This is a genomic window from Diaphorobacter sp. C33 (assembly GCF_030503915.1).
Classification (GTDB): Bacteria; Pseudomonadota; Gammaproteobacteria; order Burkholderiales; family Burkholderiaceae_C; genus Diaphorobacter; species Diaphorobacter nitroreducens.
Window position 1 is genome coordinate 2,948,847 of sequence record NZ_CP129980.1, and the last position, 21,189, is coordinate 2,970,035.

At 69.9% G+C, this 21,189-nt stretch carries 21 protein-coding genes; 15 read left to right on the top strand and 6 right to left on the bottom strand.

What is annotated here, in order from left to right; translation table 11 throughout:
* Nucleotides 1-6 precede the first annotated feature (6 nt).
* A complete protein-coding gene (locus QY917_RS13820; RefSeq protein ID WP_287964224.1) occupies nucleotides 7-504 on the bottom strand; it encodes a helix-turn-helix domain-containing protein in 498 nt (165 codons plus the stop codon).
* A gap of 89 nt (nucleotides 505-593) precedes the next feature.
* Here QY917_RS13820 and QY917_RS13825 point away from each other — a divergent pair, with 89 nt between their 5' ends.
* Complete coding sequence (locus QY917_RS13825; RefSeq protein ID WP_123675432.1) at nucleotides 594-1,253, top strand: glutathione S-transferase family protein; 660 nt, start codon at nucleotides 594-596, stop codon at nucleotides 1,251-1,253.
* 28 nt (nucleotides 1,254-1,281) lie between these two features.
* On the opposite strand, the gene QY917_RS13830 is transcribed toward QY917_RS13825, so the two are convergent.
* Nucleotides 1,282-1,515, bottom strand: a complete 234-nt coding sequence (locus QY917_RS13830) for a hypothetical protein (RefSeq protein ID WP_123675578.1) — start codon at nucleotides 1,513-1,515, stop codon at nucleotides 1,282-1,284.
* Between the two features lie 169 nt (nucleotides 1,516-1,684).
* Between QY917_RS13830 and QY917_RS13835 the strand changes: the two genes are divergently transcribed.
* The 4 genes from QY917_RS13835 to QY917_RS13850 all read left to right on the top strand — a co-directional run bounded on the left by QY917_RS13835 (nucleotide 1,685) and on the right by QY917_RS13850 (nucleotide 3,936).
* The gene (locus QY917_RS13835; protein ID WP_011807223.1) at nucleotides 1,685-2,206 is read left to right on the top strand and encodes a GNAT family N-acetyltransferase; all 522 of its coding nucleotides are present in this window, start codon (nucleotides 1,685-1,687) and stop codon (nucleotides 2,204-2,206) included.
* A complete protein-coding gene (locus tag QY917_RS13840; RefSeq protein WP_012655127.1) occupies nucleotides 2,203-2,616 on the top strand; it encodes a YkgJ family cysteine cluster protein in 414 nt (137 codons plus the stop codon). The genes QY917_RS13835 and QY917_RS13840 overlap by 4 nt, the downstream gene beginning before the upstream one ends.
* A gap of 106 nt (nucleotides 2,617-2,722) precedes the next feature.
* A complete protein-coding gene (locus QY917_RS13845; protein ID WP_011807225.1) occupies nucleotides 2,723-3,160 on the top strand; it encodes an OsmC family protein in 438 nt (145 codons plus the stop codon).
* A gap of 11 nt (nucleotides 3,161-3,171) precedes the next feature.
* The gene (locus tag QY917_RS13850; RefSeq protein WP_123675577.1) at nucleotides 3,172-3,936 is read left to right on the top strand and encodes a DUF72 domain-containing protein; all 765 of its coding nucleotides are present in this window, start codon (nucleotides 3,172-3,174) and stop codon (nucleotides 3,934-3,936) included.
* An 86-nt stretch (nucleotides 3,937-4,022) separates the two neighbouring features.
* Here the strand turns inward: QY917_RS13850 and QY917_RS13855 are convergent, their stop codons facing one another.
* Nucleotides 4,023-4,316: an acylphosphatase gene (locus QY917_RS13855; RefSeq protein WP_123675431.1), complete on the bottom strand. Its 294-nt coding sequence runs from the start codon at nucleotides 4,314-4,316 to the stop codon at nucleotides 4,023-4,025.
* A gap of 40 nt (nucleotides 4,317-4,356) precedes the next feature.
* On the opposite strand from QY917_RS13855, the gene QY917_RS13860 reads away from it, so the two are divergent.
* The 3 genes from QY917_RS13860 to QY917_RS13870 all read left to right on the top strand — a co-directional run bounded on the left by QY917_RS13860 (nucleotide 4,357) and on the right by QY917_RS13870 (nucleotide 8,016).
* Entirely contained in the window at nucleotides 4,357-4,590 is a 234-nt protein-coding gene (locus QY917_RS13860; protein ID WP_123675430.1) for an ATP-binding protein, read from the top strand.
* Nucleotides 4,591-4,651: 61 nt separating this feature from the next.
* Entirely contained in the window at nucleotides 4,652-6,247 is a 1,596-nt protein-coding gene (locus QY917_RS13865; RefSeq protein WP_123675429.1) for a gamma-glutamyltransferase family protein, read from the top strand.
* A 353-nt stretch (nucleotides 6,248-6,600) separates the two neighbouring features.
* Nucleotides 6,601-8,016 carry a homoserine dehydrogenase gene (locus QY917_RS13870; RefSeq protein ID WP_123675428.1) on the top strand — a complete coding sequence of 472 codons (1,416 nt, stop codon included), beginning with the start codon at nucleotides 6,601-6,603 and terminating at the stop codon, nucleotides 8,014-8,016.
* A 52-nt stretch (nucleotides 8,017-8,068) separates the two neighbouring features.
* Here QY917_RS13870 and QY917_RS13875 read toward each other — a convergent pair whose 3' ends face one another.
* Nucleotides 8,069-8,377: a hypothetical protein gene (locus tag QY917_RS13875; protein ID WP_123675427.1), complete on the bottom strand. Its 309-nt coding sequence runs from the start codon at nucleotides 8,375-8,377 to the stop codon at nucleotides 8,069-8,071.
* 249 nt (nucleotides 8,378-8,626) lie between these two features.
* Here QY917_RS13875 and dinG point away from each other — a divergent pair, with 249 nt between their 5' ends.
* The 4 genes from dinG to QY917_RS13895 all read left to right on the top strand — a co-directional run bounded on the left by dinG (nucleotide 8,627) and on the right by QY917_RS13895 (nucleotide 12,715).
* Nucleotides 8,627-10,816, top strand: a complete 2,190-nt coding sequence (dinG, locus tag QY917_RS13880) for an ATP-dependent DNA helicase DinG (protein ID WP_123675576.1) — start codon at nucleotides 8,627-8,629, stop codon at nucleotides 10,814-10,816.
* 184 nt (nucleotides 10,817-11,000) lie between these two features.
* Nucleotides 11,001-11,198, top strand: a complete 198-nt coding sequence (locus QY917_RS13885; protein ID WP_011807233.1) for a hypothetical protein — start codon at nucleotides 11,001-11,003, stop codon at nucleotides 11,196-11,198.
* 145 nt (nucleotides 11,199-11,343) lie between these two features.
* The gene (locus tag QY917_RS13890) at nucleotides 11,344-12,000 is read left to right on the top strand and encodes a PolC-type DNA polymerase III (RefSeq protein WP_123675426.1); all 657 of its coding nucleotides are present in this window, start codon (nucleotides 11,344-11,346) and stop codon (nucleotides 11,998-12,000) included.
* Nucleotides 12,001-12,214: 214 nt separating this feature from the next.
* Nucleotides 12,215-12,715, top strand: a complete 501-nt coding sequence (locus QY917_RS13895) for a pyridoxamine 5'-phosphate oxidase family protein (protein WP_172209108.1) — start codon at nucleotides 12,215-12,217, stop codon at nucleotides 12,713-12,715.
* A gap of 280 nt (nucleotides 12,716-12,995) precedes the next feature.
* Here the strand turns inward: QY917_RS13895 and QY917_RS13900 are convergent, their stop codons facing one another.
* Nucleotides 12,996-14,324 (bottom strand): aminotransferase class I/II-fold pyridoxal phosphate-dependent enzyme, encoded by a 1,329-nt coding sequence (locus tag QY917_RS13900; RefSeq protein ID WP_123675425.1) that lies wholly within the window; start codon nucleotides 14,322-14,324, stop codon nucleotides 12,996-12,998.
* 216 nt (nucleotides 14,325-14,540) lie between these two features.
* Between QY917_RS13900 and QY917_RS13905 the strand changes: the two genes are divergently transcribed.
* From QY917_RS13905 to QY917_RS13915, 3 genes are all read left to right on the top strand, one after another.
* On the top strand, nucleotides 14,541-15,023 hold the full coding sequence (locus tag QY917_RS13905) for a C40 family peptidase (protein ID WP_123675424.1): 483 nt from the start codon (nucleotides 14,541-14,543) through the stop codon (nucleotides 15,021-15,023).
* A gap of 127 nt (nucleotides 15,024-15,150) precedes the next feature.
* Nucleotides 15,151-16,251 (top strand): 3-deoxy-7-phosphoheptulonate synthase, encoded by a 1,101-nt coding sequence (locus QY917_RS13910; protein ID WP_123675423.1) that lies wholly within the window; start codon nucleotides 15,151-15,153, stop codon nucleotides 16,249-16,251.
* A gap of 241 nt (nucleotides 16,252-16,492) precedes the next feature.
* A complete protein-coding gene (locus QY917_RS13915) occupies nucleotides 16,493-20,179 on the top strand; it encodes an EAL domain-containing protein (protein WP_312035108.1) in 3,687 nt (1,228 codons plus the stop codon).
* Between the two features lie 57 nt (nucleotides 20,180-20,236).
* Here QY917_RS13915 and QY917_RS13920 read toward each other — a convergent pair whose 3' ends face one another.
* Nucleotides 20,237-21,040, bottom strand: coding sequence for an IclR family transcriptional regulator (locus QY917_RS13920; RefSeq protein ID WP_012655140.1), 804 nt, complete (start codon nucleotides 21,038-21,040; stop codon nucleotides 20,237-20,239).
* Nucleotides 21,041-21,189 lie beyond the last annotated feature (149 nt).

Consider the following 21,189-nt stretch of genomic DNA (forward strand, 5'->3'; position numbering starts at 1 on the left):
GAGGCCTCAGGCCTTCTTACGCGATTGGATCGCTTTCAGGTACGCGGCCTGAAGTTCATCGAACACGGAGCGCGCCGGAGGTGCCGCTCCAAGATGGAGGTGACGCAGTTCGGCCATGAACGCGTCCCACAGCGCAGGCCCGCCTTTTTCCAGGATTTCTGCGCGCACGGATAACTCCCTGCTCGGATGCGTGTGCCGCCGCCCCCATGCAGCCATATGCGCAAGCAGCGGCACGAGCTGGATGGATGATTCCGTCAAACTGTAGATGCCCTTCTGCCGGTGATTCGGGTCGTTCTGCCGATCCAGGAGCCCAGTGGCCGTGAGCCGCTTCAACCTGTCCGCAAGAATGTTCGAAGCAATGCCTTCCTCGCTGTTTTGCAGGAGTTCCCCATAGCTACGCCGGTTCCCGAACATCACATCACGGATGACGATGAGGCTCCAGCGATCACCCAGCTGCTCGAGCGTGAGGTTGATCGGGCATCCGGATCGACCATGCTGTTTCACGCGCACCCCTAGAAATGACTTGCATTGTGCAAGTGGATTCCGATAGAGTCAAACCACTTGCACAATGCAACCACTCAAAGGCGGTGTCCATGTCGCTCACTCTCTACGGCCATCCATTTTCTTCGTACACACAGAAGGCGCTGATCGCGCTGTACGAGAACCATGTTCCCTTCGAGTTCCGATGCATCGACGCGGAGCACCCGCACAACGCGCAGGAGTGGCTGCGGCGCTGGCCGATGGCGAAGTTCCCGCTGCTAGTGGACGGCGATCGCGCGATCAGGGAAACAAGCATCATCATCGAATATCTGCAACTCACGCATCCCGGGCCCATCAGCCTGCTCCCTACGAACCCAATGGCCGCCCTGGAGGTGCGCTTTCTCGACCGGTTCTTCGACCTGCACGTGATGTCGCCGGTGCAAGGCGCGGTGAGTGCCGCCCTCACCGGCGATGCGGGGCAGCGCGAGTACTTTCACACCCGGGCTCAAGAACTTCTCGAGCGAGCCTACACGTGGCTCGAAGCACACCTCGCGGACAAGAAGTGGGCCGCCGGCACAACCTTCTCCCTCGCGGACTGCGCTGCCGGCCCTGCGCTGTTCTACGCTGATTGGACGCATCCGATTTCGCTGTCACTGCCTCATGTTCGCGCCTATCGAGCTCGTCTGCTCGATCGCCCCTCGTTCGCCCGCGCAGTGCGCGAGGCAAGGCCCTACCGGCCCTTATTTCCTCTGGGCGCGCCAGATCGCGATTGAGTTCAGACGACCAGGCCCGTCGCAGCCCTCACGGAAGGCGCAAATCCATACCGAGCATCCTGGAAAGGCCGAAGGTGAAGAGCAACACCGCCAGCAGCGCCAGCATGAAAACGGCAACGACCTTGCCGCTCGTGCGCAGCAGCGCGCGCCTGTCCGTTCCTTTGTTCCCCTGGTCGTAATGCCATTTGATGGCAAAGAACATGCACGTGCCGAAGACGAGCACCTTGAACGTGATGAAGACTACAGCGACCCAATCGATCATTTTTTGAGGAATTTCAGCGCTTGAGTTGTTATTGTCTACCGTGAAGAACACCACCGCTGCATGGCAGGTCATGGCTATCAAAAAGCAACCGGCAGCAATGCATCGGTTGCAGCCCTCCACACCATTGCGTTTTTAATGAACTTCTGCTGCACCAAAGCCGTTGGCAGTTATGACCGTCTTGACCATCCGCCCCGCCACCATTGACGACACCGATCTGATCTTGCACTTCGTGCGGGAACTGGCGATCTATGAAAAAGCGGAGCATGAGGCGCTGGCCACGCCCGCGCACGTGCACCGCACGCTGTTCTGCGCCAACCCCAAGGTGCACGGCCTGATCTGCGAGGCCGGCGGCACCGCCGTGGGCTTCGCGGTGTACTTCTTCAACTACTCCACCTGGCAGGGCCGCCACGGCCTGTATCTGGAAGACCTGTACGTCTCGCCAGAGCACCGCGGCAAGGGTGCAGGCATGGCGCTGCTGCGGCAACTGGCCCGCATCGCCGTGGACCACGACTGCGGGCGCTTCGAGTGGAGCGTGCTGGACTGGAACACACCCTCCATCGCGCTGTACGACAGCCTGGGCGCGCGCCCGCAGAGCGAATGGATCCGCTACCGCCTCACGGGCGACGAGCTGCATGCGCTGGCGGCGCAGGCCCGGCCGCTGGCCCCGCAGCCCTGCACGCCCGCGCCATGAGATCCCCCATCGCCATCGTCGACGTCGACCGCGTCGACACCTGGACCCGCTACCGCGCGGGCCTGTGCGAGAGCTGCGCGGCCAACTGCTGCACCATGCCGCTGGAGGTGCAGCTGTCCGACCTGGTGCGCCTGGGCCTGGTGGACGCGTTCGAGGCCGAGCATGAAGAGCCCCGCCACATCGCCAAACGGCTGCAGAAGGCGCGGCTGATCGACCACTTCAACCACAAGAACACCCTCTTCACCCTGGCCCGGCGCGCCAATGGCGACTGCCAGTTCCTGGACGCCGCCACGCGCCTGTGCACCGTGTACGAGCAGCGGCCCGAGACCTGCCGCCTGCATCCACAGAAGAAAAGCCCCAAGCCCGGCTACTGCGCCTACGGCGCGCGCGAACGGCAGCGCCGCGGCTGACCACCACGCTGTAGGACGCGGCCCACGCCGCAAGCCAGCGGCCGCCCACCTGCGCCGCGCGCGCGGCGTGGTGTCATGGGCGTCTTTGCACACTGTGGAGGTTCCCATGTCCGAGAAGAAGGCCAGCGTTCACTGGGAAGGCGGCGGCAAGGCCGGCCAGGGCCAGATCAGCACCGAGACCGAAGCGCTGCAGAAGTACCCCTATGGCTTTGCCAGCCGCTTTGGCGACGACCGCAAGGGCACCAATCCCGAGGAAATCCTGGGCGCGGCGCATGCCGCCTGCTTCACGATGGCCTTTTCGTTCGCGGCGGACAAGGCCGGCTTCGCCACCGAGCGCGTCGACACCACGGCCAGCGTGCGTCTGACCCAGCAGGGCGAGGGTTTTCTCATCGACCGCATCGCGCTCACGCTGAAGGCCAAGGTGCCGGGTATGGACGAGGCCACCTTCCAGAAGCTGGCCGCCGACGCCAAGGCCAACTGCCCCTTGTCCAAGGCGCTGGCCGCGGTGCCGGAGATCACGCTCAGCGCCACGCTGGTGCAGTGAGCGGCGCTGCCGTGGACACCGCCACCGGCCGCCCGCACATCCGCGTCGGCATCGGCGGCTGGACCTTCGCGCCCTGGCGCGGCAGTTTCTACCCGCCGGGCCTGGCGCAGGCCAAGGAACTGCATTACGCCAGCCGCCAGCTCACGGCCATCGAGGTCAACGGCACGTTCTACAGCACCTTCCAGCCCGCCACCTTCGCCAAGTGGCACGACGAAACACCGGACGGCTTCATGTTCTCGCTCAAGGCCCACCGGCGGGTGACGCACCGCCGGGTGCTGGCCACGGCGGGTGATGCGATCGCGCGCTTTGTGGGCAGCGGCATTGCGCAGTTGCAGGGCAAGCTCGGCCCCATCGTCTGGCAATTAATGCCCAGCAAGCGGTTCGAGGAAGAGGACTTCGAGGCCTTCCTGGCGCTGCTGCCGCGCGAAGTGGATGGGCGCCGCCTGCGCCATGCGCTGGACGTGCGGCACGAGAGCTTTGCCACGCCGGCCTTCATCGCCCTGGCACGCCGCTACGGCTGCGTGCCGGTGTGCACGGACTCCGAGAAATTCCCTGCGATGGCCGACGCCGAGGCCGACTTTGCCTACCTGCGGCTGATGCGCAGCCAAGCCGACATCCCCACCGGCTACACGTCCGAGGCCATCGCGCAATGGGCTGCCGGCGTGCGCACCTGGACCGGCGGCGAGCGGCCGCGCGACGTATTCGTGTACTTCATCAACGGCGCCAAGGAGCGGGCGCCGGCCGGCGCGCTGGAATTGCTGCGGCAGCTCGCCTGACGCCCAGCCGGAACGGCCACTGCCGGCAAGCTCCTGTTTTCATAGCTGCCAGCGCTTGCTGGATAAGAGCTAGAGGCCGATTTGACTTAAACCGTCTCGCGCTGCTCAAACCCTTGGGCGTCGCAGGCGGGCGCCTGCGCCACCTCCACACGCTCCACCCGCGCGGCGGGCGGACCCTCGTGGGCCCAGTCGATCAGCGCCTGCACGGCCGGCGCAGCGCCGCTGGCCACCGCTTCCACGGTGCCGTCCTGGCGGTTGCGCACCCAGCCCTGCACGCCCAGGCGGCGCGCGGCTTCGGTCATGGATTTGCGGTAGTACACGCCCTGCACCAGGCCGTGGATGCGCAGGTGGCGGGTGATGGAAGCAGCGGATTCAGCCATAAGCCCCGCACTGTAGCGCCCGCCGTGGCATGCTGCGCCGATGACCGCCCCGCGCAAGGCCCTGCCCGCGATCGACCCGCAGCGCTGCACCGGCTGCGGCTGGTGCGTGGGCGTGTGCCCGCCGCATGTGCTGTCGCTGCAGATGCAGGGACCGGAGCGCTTCGGCCCCAAACGCTCGGTGCTGCATGACGCGCCGAGCTGCACCGGCTGCGCGCTGTGTGCGCTGCGCTGCCCGTTCGATGCGATCCGCATGGTGCGCAATTCCACGCAGTAGGGCGGCGCCTTCACGGCGGCACAATCGACCCGGCATTCCTTCCCCTTCCAGATCGGCTTCCATGACTTGGCAACTCCCCTACCCCTCCGGCCGCCAGCCCGTGCTGGCGCGCAACGTGGTCTCCACCTCCCAGCCGCTGGCCGCGCAGGCCGGCGCGGCGGCGTTTGCGCGCGGCGGCAATGCGATCGACGCGGCCCTGGCCGCGGCCATCACGCTCACGGTGGTGGAGCCGGTGATGAACGGGATTGGCGGCGACGCCTTCGCGCTGGTGTGGGACGGCGCCGCGCTGCACGGGCTGAACGCCTCGGGCCGCGCGCCGCGCGCCTGGTCGGCCGAGCTCTTTGCCCACCTGCCGCAAATGCCGCGCATCGGCTGGGACACGGTGACCACGCCCGGCGGCGTGGCGGGCTGGGTGGCACTGTCCGAGCGCTTTGGCGCCCTGCCCTTCGAGGACCTGTTCACCGACGCCATCCGCCACGCGCGCGACGGCTTTCCCGTCAGCCCGGTGATCGCGCGCCAGTGGGCGCAGGCGGCCATCGACCTCAAGGGCCAGCCGGGCTTCGAGGCCTTCACGCCCGGCGGACGCGCGCCGCAGGCGGGCGAGATCTGGCGCTTTGCCGACCAGGCGGACACGCTGGCGGACATCGCCCGCACGCGCGGCGCGTCGTTCTACCGCGGCCGGCTGGCGCAGGCCATGGCCGACTACGCGCGCCAGCACGGCGCAGGCCTGGCGCTGGAGGACCTGGCCGCGCACGCCGTGGAATGGGTGCAGCCCATCAGCGTGCCCTTTGGCGACCGCACGGTGCATGAGATCCCGCCCAACGGCCAGGGCATCGCCGCGCTGATGGCGCTGGGCCTGCTGGAGCATCTGCCCTACCGCAGCACCGCAGCGGGCTCGGCCGCACGCATGCACCTGGAGATCGAGGCCATGCGCGTGGCCTTTGCCGACCTGTACGCGCACGTGGCCGACCCGGACCACATGCGCCTCACCTCCGCGCAGCTGCTGGACCCGGCCTACCTGCGCCAGCGCGCCGCGCTCATCGACCCGCAGCGCGCCGGCCAGTACCCCGCCGGCCAGCCCGGCAGCGGCGGCACGGTGTACCTGTGCACGGCCGACAGCGAGGGGCGCATGGTGTCGTTCATCCAGTCCAACTTCAAGGGCTTCGGCTCGGGCGTGGTGGTGCCGGGCACGGGCATCGCGCTGCACAACCGCGGCATGGGCTTCGTCACCACGCCGGGCCACCCCAACCAGGTGGCGGGCGGCAAGCGGCCCATGCACAGCATCATTCCCGCCTTCGTCACGCGCGGCGGCCAGCCCCACATGGCCTTTGGCGTGATGGGCGGCAACATGCAGGCCCAGGGCCATGTGCAGATGGTGCTGCGCGAGGCCGTGGAGGGCCTGAACCCCCAGGCCTGCTCCGACGCGCCACGCTGGCGCATCAACGACGCGGGCGCGCTGACGTTGGAACACACCGTGCCCGCCGCCGTGGTCGACGGCCTGCGCGCGCTGGGGCACGACCCGCAGGTGGCCGCGCCCGGCAGCCTGGAATTCGGCAGCGCACAGATCATCCGCCGGCTGGAGGCCACGCCCGGCACCGGCTTCGCCTACGCCGCGGGCTCCGACCACCGGCGCGACGGCCAGGCCGTGGGCTGCTGATTCCCATCCCGAGGCATTCAAACCAAAACCGCCTATAGCGCTTGTCCATCAAGCGTTAGCAGCTATCAAATCAAGAGTAAAGCACGCCGCACCGTCACCTGCGCTACACTGCACGCATGCTGTTCACACTGCTTTGCTCTGACCCACGCACCCCCGCCACCGGCGCGGCGCGGGCCTGCGCATCGGGCGTGAACGCACGAATGATTACCACCATGACCACCGCGGCGACCTAGCGCACGCGCAGGGTGGCCGCACCGGCGGCCCCCTGGTGTCTTCTTCCCCCTCCGAACGAAACCCAGCCCCGGCCGCTGGTTTTTTTTGTGGGCTTTTGCAGCCCGTGTTTGGAGAAAGACATGTTCGTAGAACCCCAACTCAGCCCCTCGCCCGAGGTGCACGCCAGTGCGCGCCGCGCTCCGGCCCCGCCCCCTGCCCTGCGCGTGGGCATGATCGGCACCGGCACCGTGGGCAGCGGCGTGTGGCGGGTGCTGCGGCGCAACCAGGACCTCATCAACGCACGCGCCGGGCGCGCCATCGAGATCGTCGCGGTCGCCGCGCGCAACACCGCGCGTGCCGCTGCAGCGCTGGACGGCGCGCCCGGCGTGCGCCTGCTGACCGACCCGCTGCAACTGGCCGCCGACCCCGGCGTGGACGTGGTGCTGGAACTGGCCGGCGGCACGGGCGCCGCACGCGACTGGGTGCAGGCCGCGCTGGTGCATGGCAAGCATGTGGTGACCGCCAACAAGGCCCTTCTGGCCACGCACGGCGAGGCGCTGGCGCAGACTGCCGCGCGCCACGGCCGGGTGCTGGCCTATGAAGCGGCCGTGGCCGGCAGCGTACCCGTGATCAAGGCGCTGCGCGAAGGGCTGGCGGCCAACCGCATCACCGCGCTGGCAGGCGTGCTCAACGGCACCAGCAACTACATCCTCACGCGCATGCAGGCGGCGGGCCTCGGCTTTGCCGCCGCGCTCACCGAAGCCCAGGCACTGGGCTATGCCGAGGCCGATCCGGCCTTCGACGTGGACGGCACCGACGCCGCGCACAAGCTGGCGCTGCTGGCCGCCAACGCGTTCGGCATGCCGGTGCGGCTGGACGCCGTGCATGTCGAGGGCATCCGCGACCTGCAGCGGGGCGACGTGGCCGCGGCCGCGCAACTGGGCTACGCCGTCAAGCTACTGGCCGTGGCCGAGCAGCAGGAGTGCGAGGGCCGCGTGGCCATCCAGCTGCGCGTGCACCCGGCCCTGGTGCCCGCGCGGCACCCGCTGGCGCTGCTGGACGACGCGACCAACGGGCTGCTGGTGCGCGGCGACGCAGCCGGCAGCGCCTTTTTCAGCGGCGCGGGCGCCGGCGGCGAGCCCACGGCGAGCGCCGTGCTGGCGGACCTGATCGACCTGGCGCGCCTGCCGGCCGTTTCTTCCCCGGCACCCACGGGCCCTGGCGTGCCCACACTGGGCACCCACCGCCGCGCGGACGCCCCCGCCGTACTGCCGATGGCCTCAGTGAAGACGCCGCACCTGCTGCGCCTGCTGCCCGGTGCGGCCCTGTGCGAAACGGCAGTGCTACGGGCGCTGGCGCGCGACGGCGTCACGGTGCGGCGCCGCACGTGGGCGGCACCCGTCACCCCGGGCGGAGCGCCCGAGTTGCTGCTGCTCACCGCGCCGACGCCCGATGCGCTGGCCGCACAGGCCACGGCGCATTTGCAGGCGTACACGGGTGCGCAGGTGCGGCGGCTGCGCGTGGAGCTGTGCAGCGCTCCCACGGATGAAGAATAAAAACAGGTTCTAGCGCTTTACCATCAAGCGCTGACAGCTACGTTTTTAATAGCTATTCCGAGTCCTTGAGCTTGCGATAGGTGCGGCCGGCGGGCGGTCCACGGTCGGTATCCTGCAGGCCGCGTTCCACGTCGCGGTGGGCCTGCTCGACCTCGGGATGGCGCTCGCCGCCGGTCATGGTGACGGACTGGTCCCGCTCGTGCGGCAGCTTGGGCGCGGCGGGGGTACCGGCGGCGCGTTCCTGCTGGGGCGGGGTCTGCAGGTCCACGCCCTGTTCGTGGACATCGGTGTGCTCGCCCGGCGACGGCGGCGCGGCGCCCGGGGCATTGGAAGGGGACGGGGTATCGCGATGGGATGGCATGGGGAACCTCTCGTTTGCCTGCAAGGCAGATCGCCCCATGCTAGGCAGTCCCCGTCCGGTTCCGCGTAGGCCGGGGGCGGACGACGGCATCAGCGTTGGGCGCACGGGCGACCACGCATCACCTGGGGGGCACGGCCAGGGGTGTATAGCCGGCCCTGAGCGGCGCCCAGCCCGCTTCGGCTAACATGCCTGGATGCATTTACAGTGGCACGCCCCGCAAAGCCGGCCCCGCGCCTGATCTCCCCTTCCATGTCTTCCACAGAGTGGGCCGCCCAGGCCCTGCAATCGTTCGAGGCGGTGGTCCAATCCACGGCCGGCTTTCGCGTGCGCGAGGGCCAGCGGCGCATGGCCGAGCAGGTGGCCCAGACCTTCAGCCAGGCGCAGCTGGGCAAGCTGGAGGACGACGATGCCCTGCCCCAGCGCGCGATTGCCGTGGTGCAGGCCGGCACGGGCGTGGGCAAGTCGCTGGCCTACAGCGTGCCCGCGATCGCGATGGCGCTGGCGCGCGGCACGCGGGTGCTGATCTCCACCGCCACCGTGGCGCTGCAGGAGCAGCTGGTGCACAAGGACCTGCCGGCCCTGGCCGCCCGCATGGAGCAACCCTTCCAGTTCGCGCTGGCCAAGGGGCGCGGGCGCTACGTGTGCAAGCTCAAGCTGGAGCGCCTGGCCGGCGGCGGCGCGGCCGGCCCGGGCGGTGACGGCGACCTGCCCGACGACGACCTGTTCGCCGACGAGGAAGCCGAGCAGCGCGGCAAGCGCCCGCGCCACGAGTCCGAGGCGCGCATGAAGTTCTACGCCAGCATGGCAGACGCGCTGGCGACCAGCGAATGGGACGGCGACCGCGACACGCTCGCTACGCCGCCCGAGCCCGAGGCCTGGAGTCCCGTGGCGGCCGAGGCCAGTTCCTGCACCGGCAAGCACTGCCCGGTGTTCAACCAGTGCACCTACTACGAGCGGCGCAAGCAGCTCGTGGCCGCGCAGGTCATCGTGGCCAACCACGACCTGCTGCTGTCGTCCCTGGGCGCGCGCTTGCTGCCCGAGCTGGACAACTGCCTGCTGGTGATCGACGAGGCCCACCACCTGCCCGCCACCGCGCTCGACCAGTTCGCCTGCGAGGCCGACCTCTCGCGCCTGACCTGGATCGACCGCCTGGCCAGCCGCGCGCTGCGCATCGGCCAGCTGGTGGAGGTCGAGGACATCGCCGACATTCCCAACCACGCCGCGCGCCTGCGCGCCGCGCTGCAGGATGCCGCGCGCCTGGTGATGGACGTGTATGGCGAGCAACTGCGTGCGCCCGTGCCGGGGCGCCGCCAGTTCGCATCCAGCCTGCCCACGCGCGCCCGCGTGGCCGGCGGTGTGCTGCCCGAAGCGTTGGTGGAGCCCTTCAGCCAGGCCGCGCACCACGCCGAGGGCTTCCTGAACGCCCTGCGCGCCATTTCCAAGGCCCTGCGCAGCGAAATGCGCGACAAGCCCGACGAGGCGCGGCGCCTGTCGCAGCTGTATGCGCAGATCGGCGTGCTGGCGCCGCGGCTGGAGGCCGTGCACGCGGCCGCCCAGTTGCTGCTGCAGGACGCGCCCGAGGGCGCGGTGCCGGCCGCCAAGTGGTTCACGCTGGAGGTCGAGGGCGACTTCATCGTCGTGCGCGCGCATGCCAGCCCCGTGCTGCCGGGCAACACGTTGCGCAACCACCTGTGGTCCGCCGTGCGCGGCGCGGTGCTGACCTCGGCCACGCTCACCAGTTGCGGGCAGTTCGACTTTTTCCTGCGCGAATCGGGCCTGTTCGGCGACGAAGCCGTGACCACGCTGGCCGTGCCCAGTCCGTTCGACTACGCGCTGCAGGGCACGCTGGTGGCCACCGAGACCCGCGCCGAGCCGCGCGATGCGCAGGCCTTTACCTCCGAGATGGTGGACGCGCTGCTGTCCGACCTGGCCCTGGTCGAGGCTGGCGCGCTGGTGCTGTTCACCTCGCGCGAGCAGATGCGCCAGGCCGTGGACATGCTGCCCACCGCCATGCGCAGCGCCGTGCTGGTGCAGAACACCCTGCCCCGCCCACAGCTGCTGGCCCGCCACCGCGAGCGCGTGGCCGAAGGCCAGCCCTCCATCATCTTCGGCATGCAATCCTTCGGCGAGGGGCTGGACCTGCCCGGCAGGCTGTGCGAATCGCTCTTCATCACCAAGCTGCCCTTCGCCCCGCCTGACGACCCCGTGGGCGAGGCCCGCGCCGAATGGCTGCGCGGCGCCGGACGCGACCCGTTCAGCGAACTGGTGGTGCCCGCCACCGCCATCCGCCTGGCGCAGTGGGTGGGCCGCGCCATCCGCACCGAGGAAGACCGCGCGCACGTGTATTGCTACGACAAGCGCCTGGTGCGCACCGGCTACGGCCAGCGGCTGCTGCAGGGCTTGCCGCCGTTCACGCTGGCGCGCCGGGCCGCAGGGTGACCGATTGCTCCTATTGGTATAGCTTGTGGCGCTTGCTGGATAAGCGCTGGAGCCCGATTGGACCATTAACCCCTTCCCGCATCGCCTGTCGGGCCGCGTCCCACAGGCGGGCAGGCCCATCGCCGACGCCCGCGCTCTGCCGTGCTGCCTAGAGTGGATTGGACCGATCTCTGAAAGGCCCGCCATGAAGCGCACCAACGACAACTCGGGCGCCACCGACAAGGTGGCCAACGACCACAACCAGCAGGGGCACCAGCCCCCCACGGCCCTGAACCAGGCGCGTCGCACGCCCGATAGCCGCAGCGACCGCACGGACCAGGTGGGCAGCGGCAACCAGGCGCAGTCGCGCCGCGGCAGCAAGAACCAGGGCGGCGCGGGCTGAGCCCGGCCTGCAGGGCCCGCGTGGCCCGGCATCCGCACTTTTGGGGGCGGCGGCGCTTCGTGCGTGGCGGCTACGATTACGCACCGGTGCCGGTGGCCCGTGCCTATCGCACGGGGTGCGCGGGGCCGGTTTCCTGCCGTCCCGCATGCCGTCCGCCCCCATCGCCGTCATCGATTTCGAAACCACCGGCATGATGCCTGCCCAGGGTGCACGCGCCACCGAGGTGGCCATCGTGCTCATGGAAGGCGGCCGCGTGGTGGACCGCTACCAGAGCCTGATGCGCACGGGCGTGCGGATCCCGCCCTTCATCACGCAACTCACCGGCATCACGAATGCCATGGTGGAGGCCGCTCCCGCTGCCGCCGCAGTGATGCGCGAGGCCGCGTGCTTTGTGGGCGACGCGCCCATGGTGGCCCACAACGCCGCATTCGACCGCAAGTTCTGGCAGGCCGAATTGCAGTACGCCGGGCTCGCCGCGCCCCATCCATTCGCCTGCACCGTGCTGCTGTCGCGCCGCGTGTACCCCGATGCGCCCAGCCACAGCTTGGGCCGCCTCACGGACCACCTCGGCCTGCCGCGCGCCGGGCGCGCCCACCGCGCGCTGGCCGATGCGGAAATGGCCGCCTCGCTGCTGGCCTGTATGCAGCGTGACCTGTGCCAACGCTTCGGCCTGGCCTGGCCGGACCACGCGCTGCTGATGCAGTTGCAGCGCTGCGCACGCCCTGCCATCGGCAAGCTGCTGCAGCACCACCGCCAGGCCGCGCCAGCCGAACAGCCGCCAACGGCGTTGCAAATGGGGTAGCTGCCCCCGCCCTTATTGCGGGCGCGACAGGGCATTTTTCAATTCTTCTCCCATTCATACCGCGCGTCGGATTGCGCGCACATCCAGGCGTGACCGGGGCCGACGCCGCGCACCCCGAGCGCACCCTACAGTGCGTTGTATGCCCGTCCCGGCGCGTGCGTGACGCACCGCGCCGTGGCGTCCACCTACATCCCACGGAGGTTCTCCCATGTCCATGCCCGACGATTCCCCCCACGCCACGCTGTGGAACCGCATCAAGGACATCCGCTTTGCCATGCTCGCCCACCGCGCGGCCGACGGCCGGCTGCATGCCCACCCGCTGACTACGCTGAACAAGGACATCGATGCGCAGAGTCAACTCTTCTTCTTCATCCCGCGCGGCAGCGAGTTGCACAGCCGCCTGCAGGCCGACAGCCAGGTGCATTTGAGCTACGCCGACCCGGGCGAAGACTGCTACGTGTCGCTGTCGGGCACGGCCGGTTTCATCGAGGACCCCGCGCGCAAGGAAGCACTGTGGACGCCGCTGGCCAAGGCCTGGTTCCCCGACGGTCCCACAGACCCCAATCTGGTGCTGCTGGCCGTCCGCATCGAGCATGCGGAATACTGGGACGTGAAGGACAGCAAGCTCTCCCAGCTCTACCAACTCGCCACCGCCGCGTTGACCGGCGAGCAGCCCAAGCCGCTGGGCGAGCACCGCGAGCTGTCGCTGGATTGACGGCGCGCCCAACCCGCGCGGGGGCACTTTGCGCGAGGAGCGTCTGTCTTGCCAGCGCGCGTTGCTGGAGCGGAGAGCGGGCGCCGCAAGCCGCGGCGTGCCCCGCCACAGGGTAGCCCTTAACCCTTAGCTCGTCGCCCGCAGAGAGGTCAACCACAGACCACGTGGCGGCAGTTCCAAGGACCGCCTCCCTCCGCGCAAGAGGCGAGATTGACAAAATCCCTCCACGGGCGGCGTGCAGCACGGGAGCGCTGCCGTATTCGCGGCGCGCTCGCGTTCGTTAAAACACCGCCCGCACCGCAGGTCGCAGCGCCCCTGCCAGGTCGCGCGCCAGCCGGCCCATATCGCGCACGCCCACGGCGCCCAGGCTGATGCGCACACCCTGCCCGCTGTGCAGCCGCAGCGGAGCGCCCGCCTGCACCGCCCAGCCCGCGGCCGCGAGGGACTGCACCGCCGCGGCTTCGTCGGACACCGGCATCCAGGCGTGCAGGCCCTCGCCTTCCAGCCAGGGCGCCGCCACCCCGTGGCCGCGCAGCGCGTCCGTCAGCGCCGCGCGGCGGGCCGCGTATTGGGCCGCGGCATGGCGCCATGAGCCCCGCGCACGCCCCTGCGCCGCCTGCCGCCACAACTGCGCCACCAGCCCTTGCAACCAGTGGCTGACCCAGCGCGGCCCCAGCGCCTGGTGTGCGCACATGCCCTGCACCAGCGCCGGCGTGCCCGCGGCCAGGGCCACGCGGCAGTCTGCGCCCAACGCCTTGCTCACACTCAGCACATGCAGCCACAGCGGCGGCAGGGCCCCGGCCATCGCCAGGGGCGCGTGGCTCAGCAGGCCCCAATGGTCATCCAGGATCAGCAGCGTGTGTGGGTGGGCCCGCAGTTGGCGGCGCAGCGCCTTCCAGCGCGCCACACCCAGGGCCACGCCCGTGGGGTTGTGCGCGCGCGGCGTAACCACCACGGCGCAGCACTGCGCCAACACGCCCGCTGCCGGCACGCACAGCCCTTGCGCGTCCACGGCCAGGGGTACGGGCTGCAGGCGCAGGCTGTGCAGCAGCGCCAGCAGCGGTGGCCAGCCCGGGTCTTCCACCGCCACGCGGTCGCCGGGGCGCGCATGCTGACGCAGGGCGCGCTCGATCGCATCCAGCGCGCCCGAGAAGACCCCCACGGCATCGCCAGGCAGGCCCTGGCTCTCCAGCCAGGGGCGTGCTTGCGACAGCAGCGCCTCCGCAACCGCTTGCGGCGCATGCGGCACCGCTGCCGGCTGCCCCAGCGCAGCGGCCCAGGCCGCGCCGCGGGGGCGCGGCAGCAGCGCAGGATCGGGCTGGCCGCTGGCCAGGTCGCGCAGGCCCTCGGGCGGAGCGAACGAAGGGGCAGGGCGGGGCGGCTCGCCCGCTACGCGGGTGCCGCGGCGCCCCGCAGTGACCACGCGGCCCGCGCTGCGCAACCGCGCATAAGCGGCGGCGACGGTGTTGGGATTCACCCCCAGTTCTGCGGCCAGATGGCGCACCGAGGGCAGGGCAGCGCCGCTTGGCAGAGCGCCGCGGCGCATGGCATATTCAAGGCTTGCCGCAATGTCTTTGGCATTGCTTCCTTCTACAGACAACGATGGCATGCACACATTGTATTGTTTGTACTAGTACAATTTTTTGTACTGCGCGGCTCAGTCGCTGCAATCGCGCCCCACACCCTTCGCGCGTGCACCACGGCGAGGCGCCGCGAGAAAAGTGCAAAAAATGACCCCAAAAAACGTTGCAAAAGTAGGAGAAAGCGCGTTCGGGCGCGGGGTGTTGGCTGCGCCATCGCGCCGCGGCTGCTACGCTTGACCCCCATGCGCGCCTTTGCCCTTCTCGTCCTGACGCTCGCGGCCAGCCTGCTGGTGGTGGGCTGCGGCACCACGCCGCCCACCTCTGCCTCGCGCAACGCCGCCTATTCCCGCCTGTCGCCCGAACAGTCGAGCGACATCGCCATCCATGCCCTGGGACTGGTGGGCACGCCCTACCGCTACGGCGGCAATACGCCCGACAGCGGCTTCGACTGCAGCGGTCTCATCGGCTACGTGTACACCAGCCGCGCGGGCGTGGCCCCGCCGCGCACGGTGGCCCAGTTGAGCGGCTTCGGCCAGTCCATCGACGCGGACGAGCTGCGCACGGGCGACCTGGTGGTGTTCGGCCGCGGCCGGCCCACGCATGCCGGCATTTACGTGGGGGAGGGGCGCTTCGTACATGCGCCGTCCAGCGGCGGCACGGTGCGCCTGGACCACCTGAAGTCGCGCTACTGGTCGCAACAGTTCGCGAGCTTCCGGCGCCCCTGAACTTCCACGGCGCCGCTTGCGGCGGCCACAGGCAGTGTTACCTTCCTTCACCGCCACCTGCCGCCCGGGCAGGGCGCCGGACTCCCCGAACAGGCTCTCACGCGGGTAGCGCGACAATCGGGGCACCATGACCCTGACCGAACGCCTCGCATCCCCGCTCACCACCCACGACACCACGCGCATCGACGACCTGCGCATCAAAGCCGTGCGCCCGCTCATCACGCCCGCGCTGCTGCAGGAATGGCAGCCCGCGCCCGAGGCGGCGCAGACGCTGGTGGAAAGCAGCCGCGTGGCCATCTCGCGCGTGCTGCACGGGCAGGACGACCGCCTCATCGTCGTGGTGGGACCGTGCTCCATCCACGACCATGACCAGGCCATGGAGTACGCGCGCCTGTTGAAGGAGCAGGCGGATGCGCTGGCGCAGGACCTGCTCATCGTGATGCGCGTGTACTTCGAGAAGCCCCGCACCACCGTGGGCTGGAAGGGCTACATCAACGACCCGCACCTGGACGGCAGCTTCGCCATCAACGAAGGCCTGGAGCGCGCCCGCGCATTGCTGCTGGACGTGCTGGCGCTGGGCCTGCCCGTGGGCACGGAATTCCTGGACCTGCTGTCGCCGCAGTTCATCAGCGACCTGGTGAGCTGGGGCGCCATCGGCGCGCGCACCACCGAAAGCCAGAGCCACCGGCAACTGGCCAGCGGCCTGTCCTGCCCCGTGGGCTTCAAGAACGGCACGGATGGCGGCGTGAAGGTGGCGGCCGACGCCATCCAGGCCGCGCAGGCACCGCATGCCTTCATGGGTATGACCAAGATGGGGCAGGCGGCGATCTTCGAGACGCGCGGCAACCACGACTGCCATGTGATCCTGCGCGGCGGCAAGGCCCCGAACTACGGCGCGGCCGACGTGCAGGCCGCCTGCGTGATGCTGGAGAAGGCCGGCCAGCGCCCGCAGGTGATGATCGACCTGTCGCATGCCAACAGCAGCAAGCAGCACCGCCGCCAGATCGACGTGGCGCAGGACGTGGCCCAGCAGATCGCCGCGGGCGATGCACGCATCACCGGCGTGATGATCGAGAGCCACCTGCAGGAGGGCCGCCAGGACATCGTGGACGGCCAGCCGCTCACACCCGGCGTGTCGGTCACCGATGCCTGCATCAGCTTCGCACAGACCGTGCCGGTACTGCAGCAGCTGGCTGCGGCCGTGCGCGAACGCCGCACACGCGGCTGACACGCTCCGGCGCCGTCGCGGCCGAAAAGAAGGAGGGCGCCCATGTACCATCAGTCACATCCGCCCGCCTTTCGGGCCGCAAGCGTCCGCCATGTTCTTCCAACACCCCGCCGCGCCACCGCCGAGCCCCTTGGCCGGCGCCAGCCTGGGCCGCTCCTGACGCGCGCCATGGCCCGGGCCGCCTCTCGCTCCTTCCCGCAGCGCCATCCCGGCCGCGCGTGGGCATGACACGCAGCGCGCCATGCCGATGAGCGATTCCACTGGAACCCCGTCAGCCCACCCGGCCGAGGCAGGAGGCCTGGCCACAGCGGTGCAGGCGCACGACGAGGCGGCGGCGCATGCCCTCCTGCTGCAGCTCCAGCAGCTGATCACGGACCTGCAGCTGCCCCTGGAGCACGTCCTGGCGCAGGCCGCCCAAGCCGCCTGCGCGATCACGGGCGCAGTCGGGGCAATGATCGCGTTGCGCGAAAACGATGCGCTGGCCGTGCGCGCCAGCGTGGGCGCGCCGCCCCTGCCGGCGATCGGCACCCGCGTGCCGCTGGACGCCTGCGCATCCTGGCAGGGCATGGAGCAAGCCGCACGCGCGGGCCTACAGGCAGCCACGGACGCCCCCGCGCAGGATGTGGGAAGTGCGCAGCCCCCCCACCGGCGGGTCAGCATGCCGCTGGGCAGCGGCGCGCTGCTCGCGGGCCTGCTCCAGGTGAGGGTGCCCCAGGGCGCAGCGCTGGAGGCGCAGCATCTGCTGCACCTGCGCATCCTGGCCGAGTCGCTGGGCGCCATGTTGCAGTTGCGGCGCGTGGACGCGCAGCTGCGTGCGTCCGAGCAGCAGTACCGCACGCTCTTTGCCGAACATCCGCAGCCCATGTGGGTCTGCGACCGCGACAGCCTGCGTCTGCTGGCGGTGAACCACGCCATGGTCCGCCACTACGGCCATGCGGAGCAGGAGCTGCTGGGCATGGAGTTGCGCGCGCTCTGGTCCGCGGAGAACCAGGACGCGGCCACCTGCGCACTCGACATGCTGCGCCGCGAGGCCCATGCACCCGGGTCTCCCGCGTCCGCACCACGGCTGTGGCGCCACTCACGCAAGGACGGCGCCGCCCTGGACGTGGAAGTCGTCGTGGGCGACACGGACTTCGGCGGGCGCCCGGCGTGGCAGATGCTGGCCAGCGACGTGACCGAGCGCTGCCGTATCGAGGACGAGCTGGCGCGCGTCAACCGGGCCAAGCGCATGCGCGGCGCTTGCAGCGAGACACTGGTGCGTGCCACCAGCGAGTCCGATCTACTGCACGCCGTGTGCAGCGTGGCCGTGGAGATCGGCGGCTACCGCATGGGCTGGGTGGGCATGGCACGCGACGATGCGCACAGGCGCATCGAGCCCGTGGCGCACGCGGGCGTCGCCCAAGCCCATGATTACACCGAACACCTGCACCTGAGCTGGTCGGTGCAGGAGCCGGGCGGCAACGGCCCGGCAGGCGTGTGCGTGCGCAGCGGCCGCACGGTGATCGTGCACGACGTGCACCACAGCCCGGCTTTCAGCCACCTGGCGGACCGCATGGCCCAGTTGGGCTTTCACGCCGTGGTGTGCCTGCCGCTGCGCAACGCCGAGCGCACCTTCGGCCTGCTGTACCTGTATGCGCCCGAGGTGCTGCACCTGGGGGTGCAGGAGACGCAGTTGCTGGAGGCCATGGCCGCCGACCTCGCGTTCGGCATCGAGAACCTGCGTGCCCGCGCGGAGCAGCAGCGCCTGCAGGCCACGTTGGTCAAGGTGGCCACCGCCGTCTCGGCCGGCGTGGGCGCGGCGTTCTTCGACCATCTGGCGCAGCACATGGCCGAGGCGCTGGGCGCCCAGGTGGCCTGCGTGGGCCGCTTCCTGCCGGCCGCCCCCGGGCAGGCGCGGCGGGCGGTGGCGCTGTCGCACGTGGTCGATGGCGTGACCCAGCCCAATGCCGAGTACGTACTGGAAGGCACGCCGAGCGAGCGGCTGCTGACCCAGCGCTCGCTGGTCATCCGCGACCGTGCGCGCGAGCGGTTCCCGCGCGCGCCGGTGCTCGCGCGCACCGGCGCGCGCAGCTACGTGGGCCAGCAGCTCACGGCCAGCGACGGCACGCCCATCGGCATGATCTTCGTGGTGTTCCGCCAGGCGCTGGAGCGCAGCCGCTTCGTCAGCAACACGCTGCAGATCTTCGCCGCGCGCGCGGCCGCGGAACTGCAGCGCCAGACGGACGACCAGCGCATCCGCCAGCAGGCATCGCTGCTGGACAAGGCGCGCGACGCCATCATCGTGCGCGATCTGGAGCACCGCATCACGTTCTGGAACGAGGGCGCAGAGCGCATGTACGGCTGGTCGCGCGAGGAGGTCCTCGGCCGCTCCATCGCCACGTTGCTGTACCAGAACCCGGAGGACTTCCTGCGCGCCACCCAGCAGGTGATGCAGCACGGCGTGTGGAGCGGCGAGATCCTGCAGTGCGACCGCGCGGGTCGCACCCTCGAAGCCGAAGGCCGCTGGACGCTGGTGCGCAACGACCGTGGCGAGCCCGAGTCGGTCCTCGCGATCAACGCCGACATCGGCACGCGCAAGCACCAGGAGCGCGAGATCCAGCGCCTGGCCTTCTTCGACCCGCTCACCCACCTGCCCAACCGCGTGCAGCTGCTGGACCGCGTGGACCAGGCCCTGGCCAAGGCGCAGCGCCTGGAGCAGGGCGGGGCGCTGCTGTTCATCGACCTGGACAACTTCAAGACCCTCAACGACACGCTGGGCCATGACCAGGGGGACGAGCTGCTGCAGATCGTGGCGCAGCGGCTGAACACCTGCGTGCGCAGCGCAGACACGGTGGCGCGCCTGGGTGGCGACGAATTCGTGGTGCTGGTGGAGCAGCTCAGCGCGCACAGCGACACGCTGGCGGAGCAGGCGGGCGCCGTGGGCGAGAAGATCCTCGCCGTGCTCAGCGCCCCCTATGCGCTCACCGGGTACCAGTACCGCAGCACGCCCAGCATCGGCATCGCACTGTTCAACCACGCGCCCACCACGGTGGGCGAACTGCTCAAGCAGGCCGACCTGGCGATGTACCAGGCCAAGACCGCGGGACGCAACACGCTGCGCTTTTTCAACCCGAGCATGCAGCATGCCGTGGCCGAGCGTGCCTCGCTCGAGGCGGATCTGCGCAACGCGCTGGCGCAGAAAGAGTTTCTGCTGCACTACCAGCCGCAGATCAACGCGCGGGGCGCGATCGTGGGCGTGGAGGCGTTGCTGCGCTGGGCGCACCCGCGGCGCGGCATGGTGTCGCCCGGGCAGTTCATTCCGCTGGCCGAGGAGACCGGCCTGGTGCTGCCGCTGGGGCACTGGGTGCTGCACACGGCGTGCTCGGTGCTGGCCGATTGGCAGCGGGTGCCGGCGCTGGCGCCGCTGACCATGGCAGTGAACGTGAGCTCGCGCCAGTTCCGGGATGCGGGTTTCGTGGACGACGTGGCGGGCGTGCTGGCCGCCACCGGCGCGCCGGCCTCCCAGCTCAAGCTGGAACTGACCGAGAGCCTGCTGGTGGAGGACTTGGCCGCCACCATTGCCACCATGGCGGCGCTGCGCGCGCTGGGCGTGGGCTTTTCGCTGGACGACTTCGGCACCGGCTACTCGTCGCTGGCCTACCTCAAGCGCATGCCGCTCGGGCAGCTCAAGATCGACCAGAGCTTCGTGCGCGACCTGCTCACGGACCCCAACGACGCGGCCATCGTGCGCACCATCATCGGCCTGGCCGCCAGCCTGGGCCTGGAGGTGATCGCCGAGGGCGTGGAGACCAGCGCGCAGCGCGACTGGCTGGCGCACGCCGGCTGCGCGGTGTACCAGGGTTACTTCTTCAGCCGGCCGCTGCCGCTGGACCTGCTGGAGCAACTGCTGCACGACTACATCGCCGCAGCCCGCACGCCGCCTCTTTAAGCCCAATTGGCCTCTAGCGCTTGTCCAGCAAGCGCTGACAGCTATTTAATCGATAGCTTACGCTTCCTCGCTGCGCACGAACGGCTCCAGCCCCTTGACCATGCGTGCGAACTGCGGGCCGATCTCCTGCTCCAGCAGCGCGCGCGGGAACTTGCTGGCCGAGCCGCCTGCGTTGAAGCTGATCACGCGGCCGTCGGGCTGGCGGATGGCGGCGCCCACGCCCGCGATATCCGTCTGCCAGTCGCGCACCACCACCGTGAAGCCACGCGCCCGCCAGTGGGCACACCCGGTCTCGATGGCCTGGCGCAACTGCGGCCAGCGCTCGCCCTCGGCCTGGCGGATCTCGGCCAGCAGCCGCTCGCGCTCGCGCGGCTCCATCACGGCCAGCAAGGCGTGGCCCATGGCCGTCTCCGCCACCGGAAGGCGCGCCCCCAGGTCCAGCCCCAGCGACAGCGGCGTGCCCGAGCGGCAGTTCTCCACGTACAGCACCGACAGCCCGTTGCGGATGCCCAGCGACACCGAGATGTCGTAGCGGTCCGCGAAGTCCTGCATGTAGGGCCGTGCAATGCGCCGCAGCCGCAGGTTGGACACCATGGTGATGCCCAGTGCCGCCAGGCTGTCGCCCAGCGCGTACTTGCCGCTGTCGCGCGAATGGCGCAGGTAGCCCAGCACGCACAGCGTGTAGGCCAGGCGCACCACCGTTGGCTTGGGCAGGCCGGTGCGCGCGGCGATCTCGGCATTGGTGAGCCATTTTTCGTCCACCTGGAAGCACGCCAGCACGTCCAGCCCCCGGGCCAGCGCGGTCACGAAGCGCCGGCTGTCCGCGCCTTCGTCGAAGTCGATGTTCCGTGTGCGCGCCATTCCCACTCTCCAGGTAAATTTCTCTTAGCGGAATTATTTCATCGCAACTTTTCTGCACCGACTCATGGATTTCCCTAGCGAGAAGGGTTTTTCATCAGGGGGATACTGAAATCACGCCACTTCTCCCGTGCCTCCATGAATTTCGCACA

Bases quoted from the DNA above. Each gene is read 5' to 3' on its own strand.
- QY917_RS13825 (WP_123675432.1), top strand. From the start codon at position 594: ATGTCGCTCACTCTCTACGGCCATCCATTTTCTTCGTACACACAGAAG.
- QY917_RS13830 (WP_123675578.1), bottom strand. From the start codon at position 1,515: ATGATCGATTGGGTCGCTGTAGTCTTCATCACGTTCAAGGTGCTCGTC.
- QY917_RS13835 (WP_011807223.1), top strand. From the start codon at position 1,685: ATGACCGTCTTGACCATCCGCCCCGCCACCATTGACGACACCGATCTG.
- QY917_RS13840 (WP_012655127.1), top strand. From the start codon at position 2,203: ATGAGATCCCCCATCGCCATCGTCGACGTCGACCGCGTCGACACCTGG.
- QY917_RS13845 (WP_011807225.1), top strand. From the start codon at position 2,723: ATGTCCGAGAAGAAGGCCAGCGTTCACTGGGAAGGCGGCGGCAAGGCC.
- QY917_RS13855 (WP_123675431.1), bottom strand. From the start codon at position 4,316: ATGGCTGAATCCGCTGCTTCCATCACCCGCCACCTGCGCATCCACGGC.
- QY917_RS13860 (WP_123675430.1), top strand. From the start codon at position 4,357: ATGACCGCCCCGCGCAAGGCCCTGCCCGCGATCGACCCGCAGCGCTGC.
- QY917_RS13865 (WP_123675429.1), top strand. From the start codon at position 4,652: ATGACTTGGCAACTCCCCTACCCCTCCGGCCGCCAGCCCGTGCTGGCG.
- QY917_RS13870 (WP_123675428.1), top strand. From the start codon at position 6,601: ATGTTCGTAGAACCCCAACTCAGCCCCTCGCCCGAGGTGCACGCCAGT.
- QY917_RS13875 (WP_123675427.1), bottom strand. From the start codon at position 8,377: ATGCCATCCCATCGCGATACCCCGTCCCCTTCCAATGCCCCGGGCGCC.
- dinG (WP_123675576.1), top strand. From the start codon at position 8,627: ATGTCTTCCACAGAGTGGGCCGCCCAGGCCCTGCAATCGTTCGAGGCG.
- QY917_RS13885 (WP_011807233.1), top strand. From the start codon at position 11,001: ATGAAGCGCACCAACGACAACTCGGGCGCCACCGACAAGGTGGCCAAC.
- QY917_RS13890 (WP_123675426.1), top strand. From the start codon at position 11,344: ATGCCGTCCGCCCCCATCGCCGTCATCGATTTCGAAACCACCGGCATG.
- QY917_RS13895 (WP_172209108.1), top strand. From the start codon at position 12,215: ATGCCCGACGATTCCCCCCACGCCACGCTGTGGAACCGCATCAAGGAC.
- QY917_RS13900 (WP_123675425.1), bottom strand. From the start codon at position 14,324: ATGCCATCGTTGTCTGTAGAAGGAAGCAATGCCAAAGACATTGCGGCA.
- QY917_RS13905 (WP_123675424.1), top strand. From the start codon at position 14,541: ATGCGCGCCTTTGCCCTTCTCGTCCTGACGCTCGCGGCCAGCCTGCTG.
- QY917_RS13910 (WP_123675423.1), top strand. From the start codon at position 15,151: ATGACCCTGACCGAACGCCTCGCATCCCCGCTCACCACCCACGACACC.
- QY917_RS13915 (WP_312035108.1), top strand. From the start codon at position 16,493: ATGCCGATGAGCGATTCCACTGGAACCCCGTCAGCCCACCCGGCCGAG.
- QY917_RS13920 (WP_012655140.1), bottom strand. From the start codon at position 21,040: ATGGCGCGCACACGGAACATCGACTTCGACGAAGGCGCGGACAGCCGG.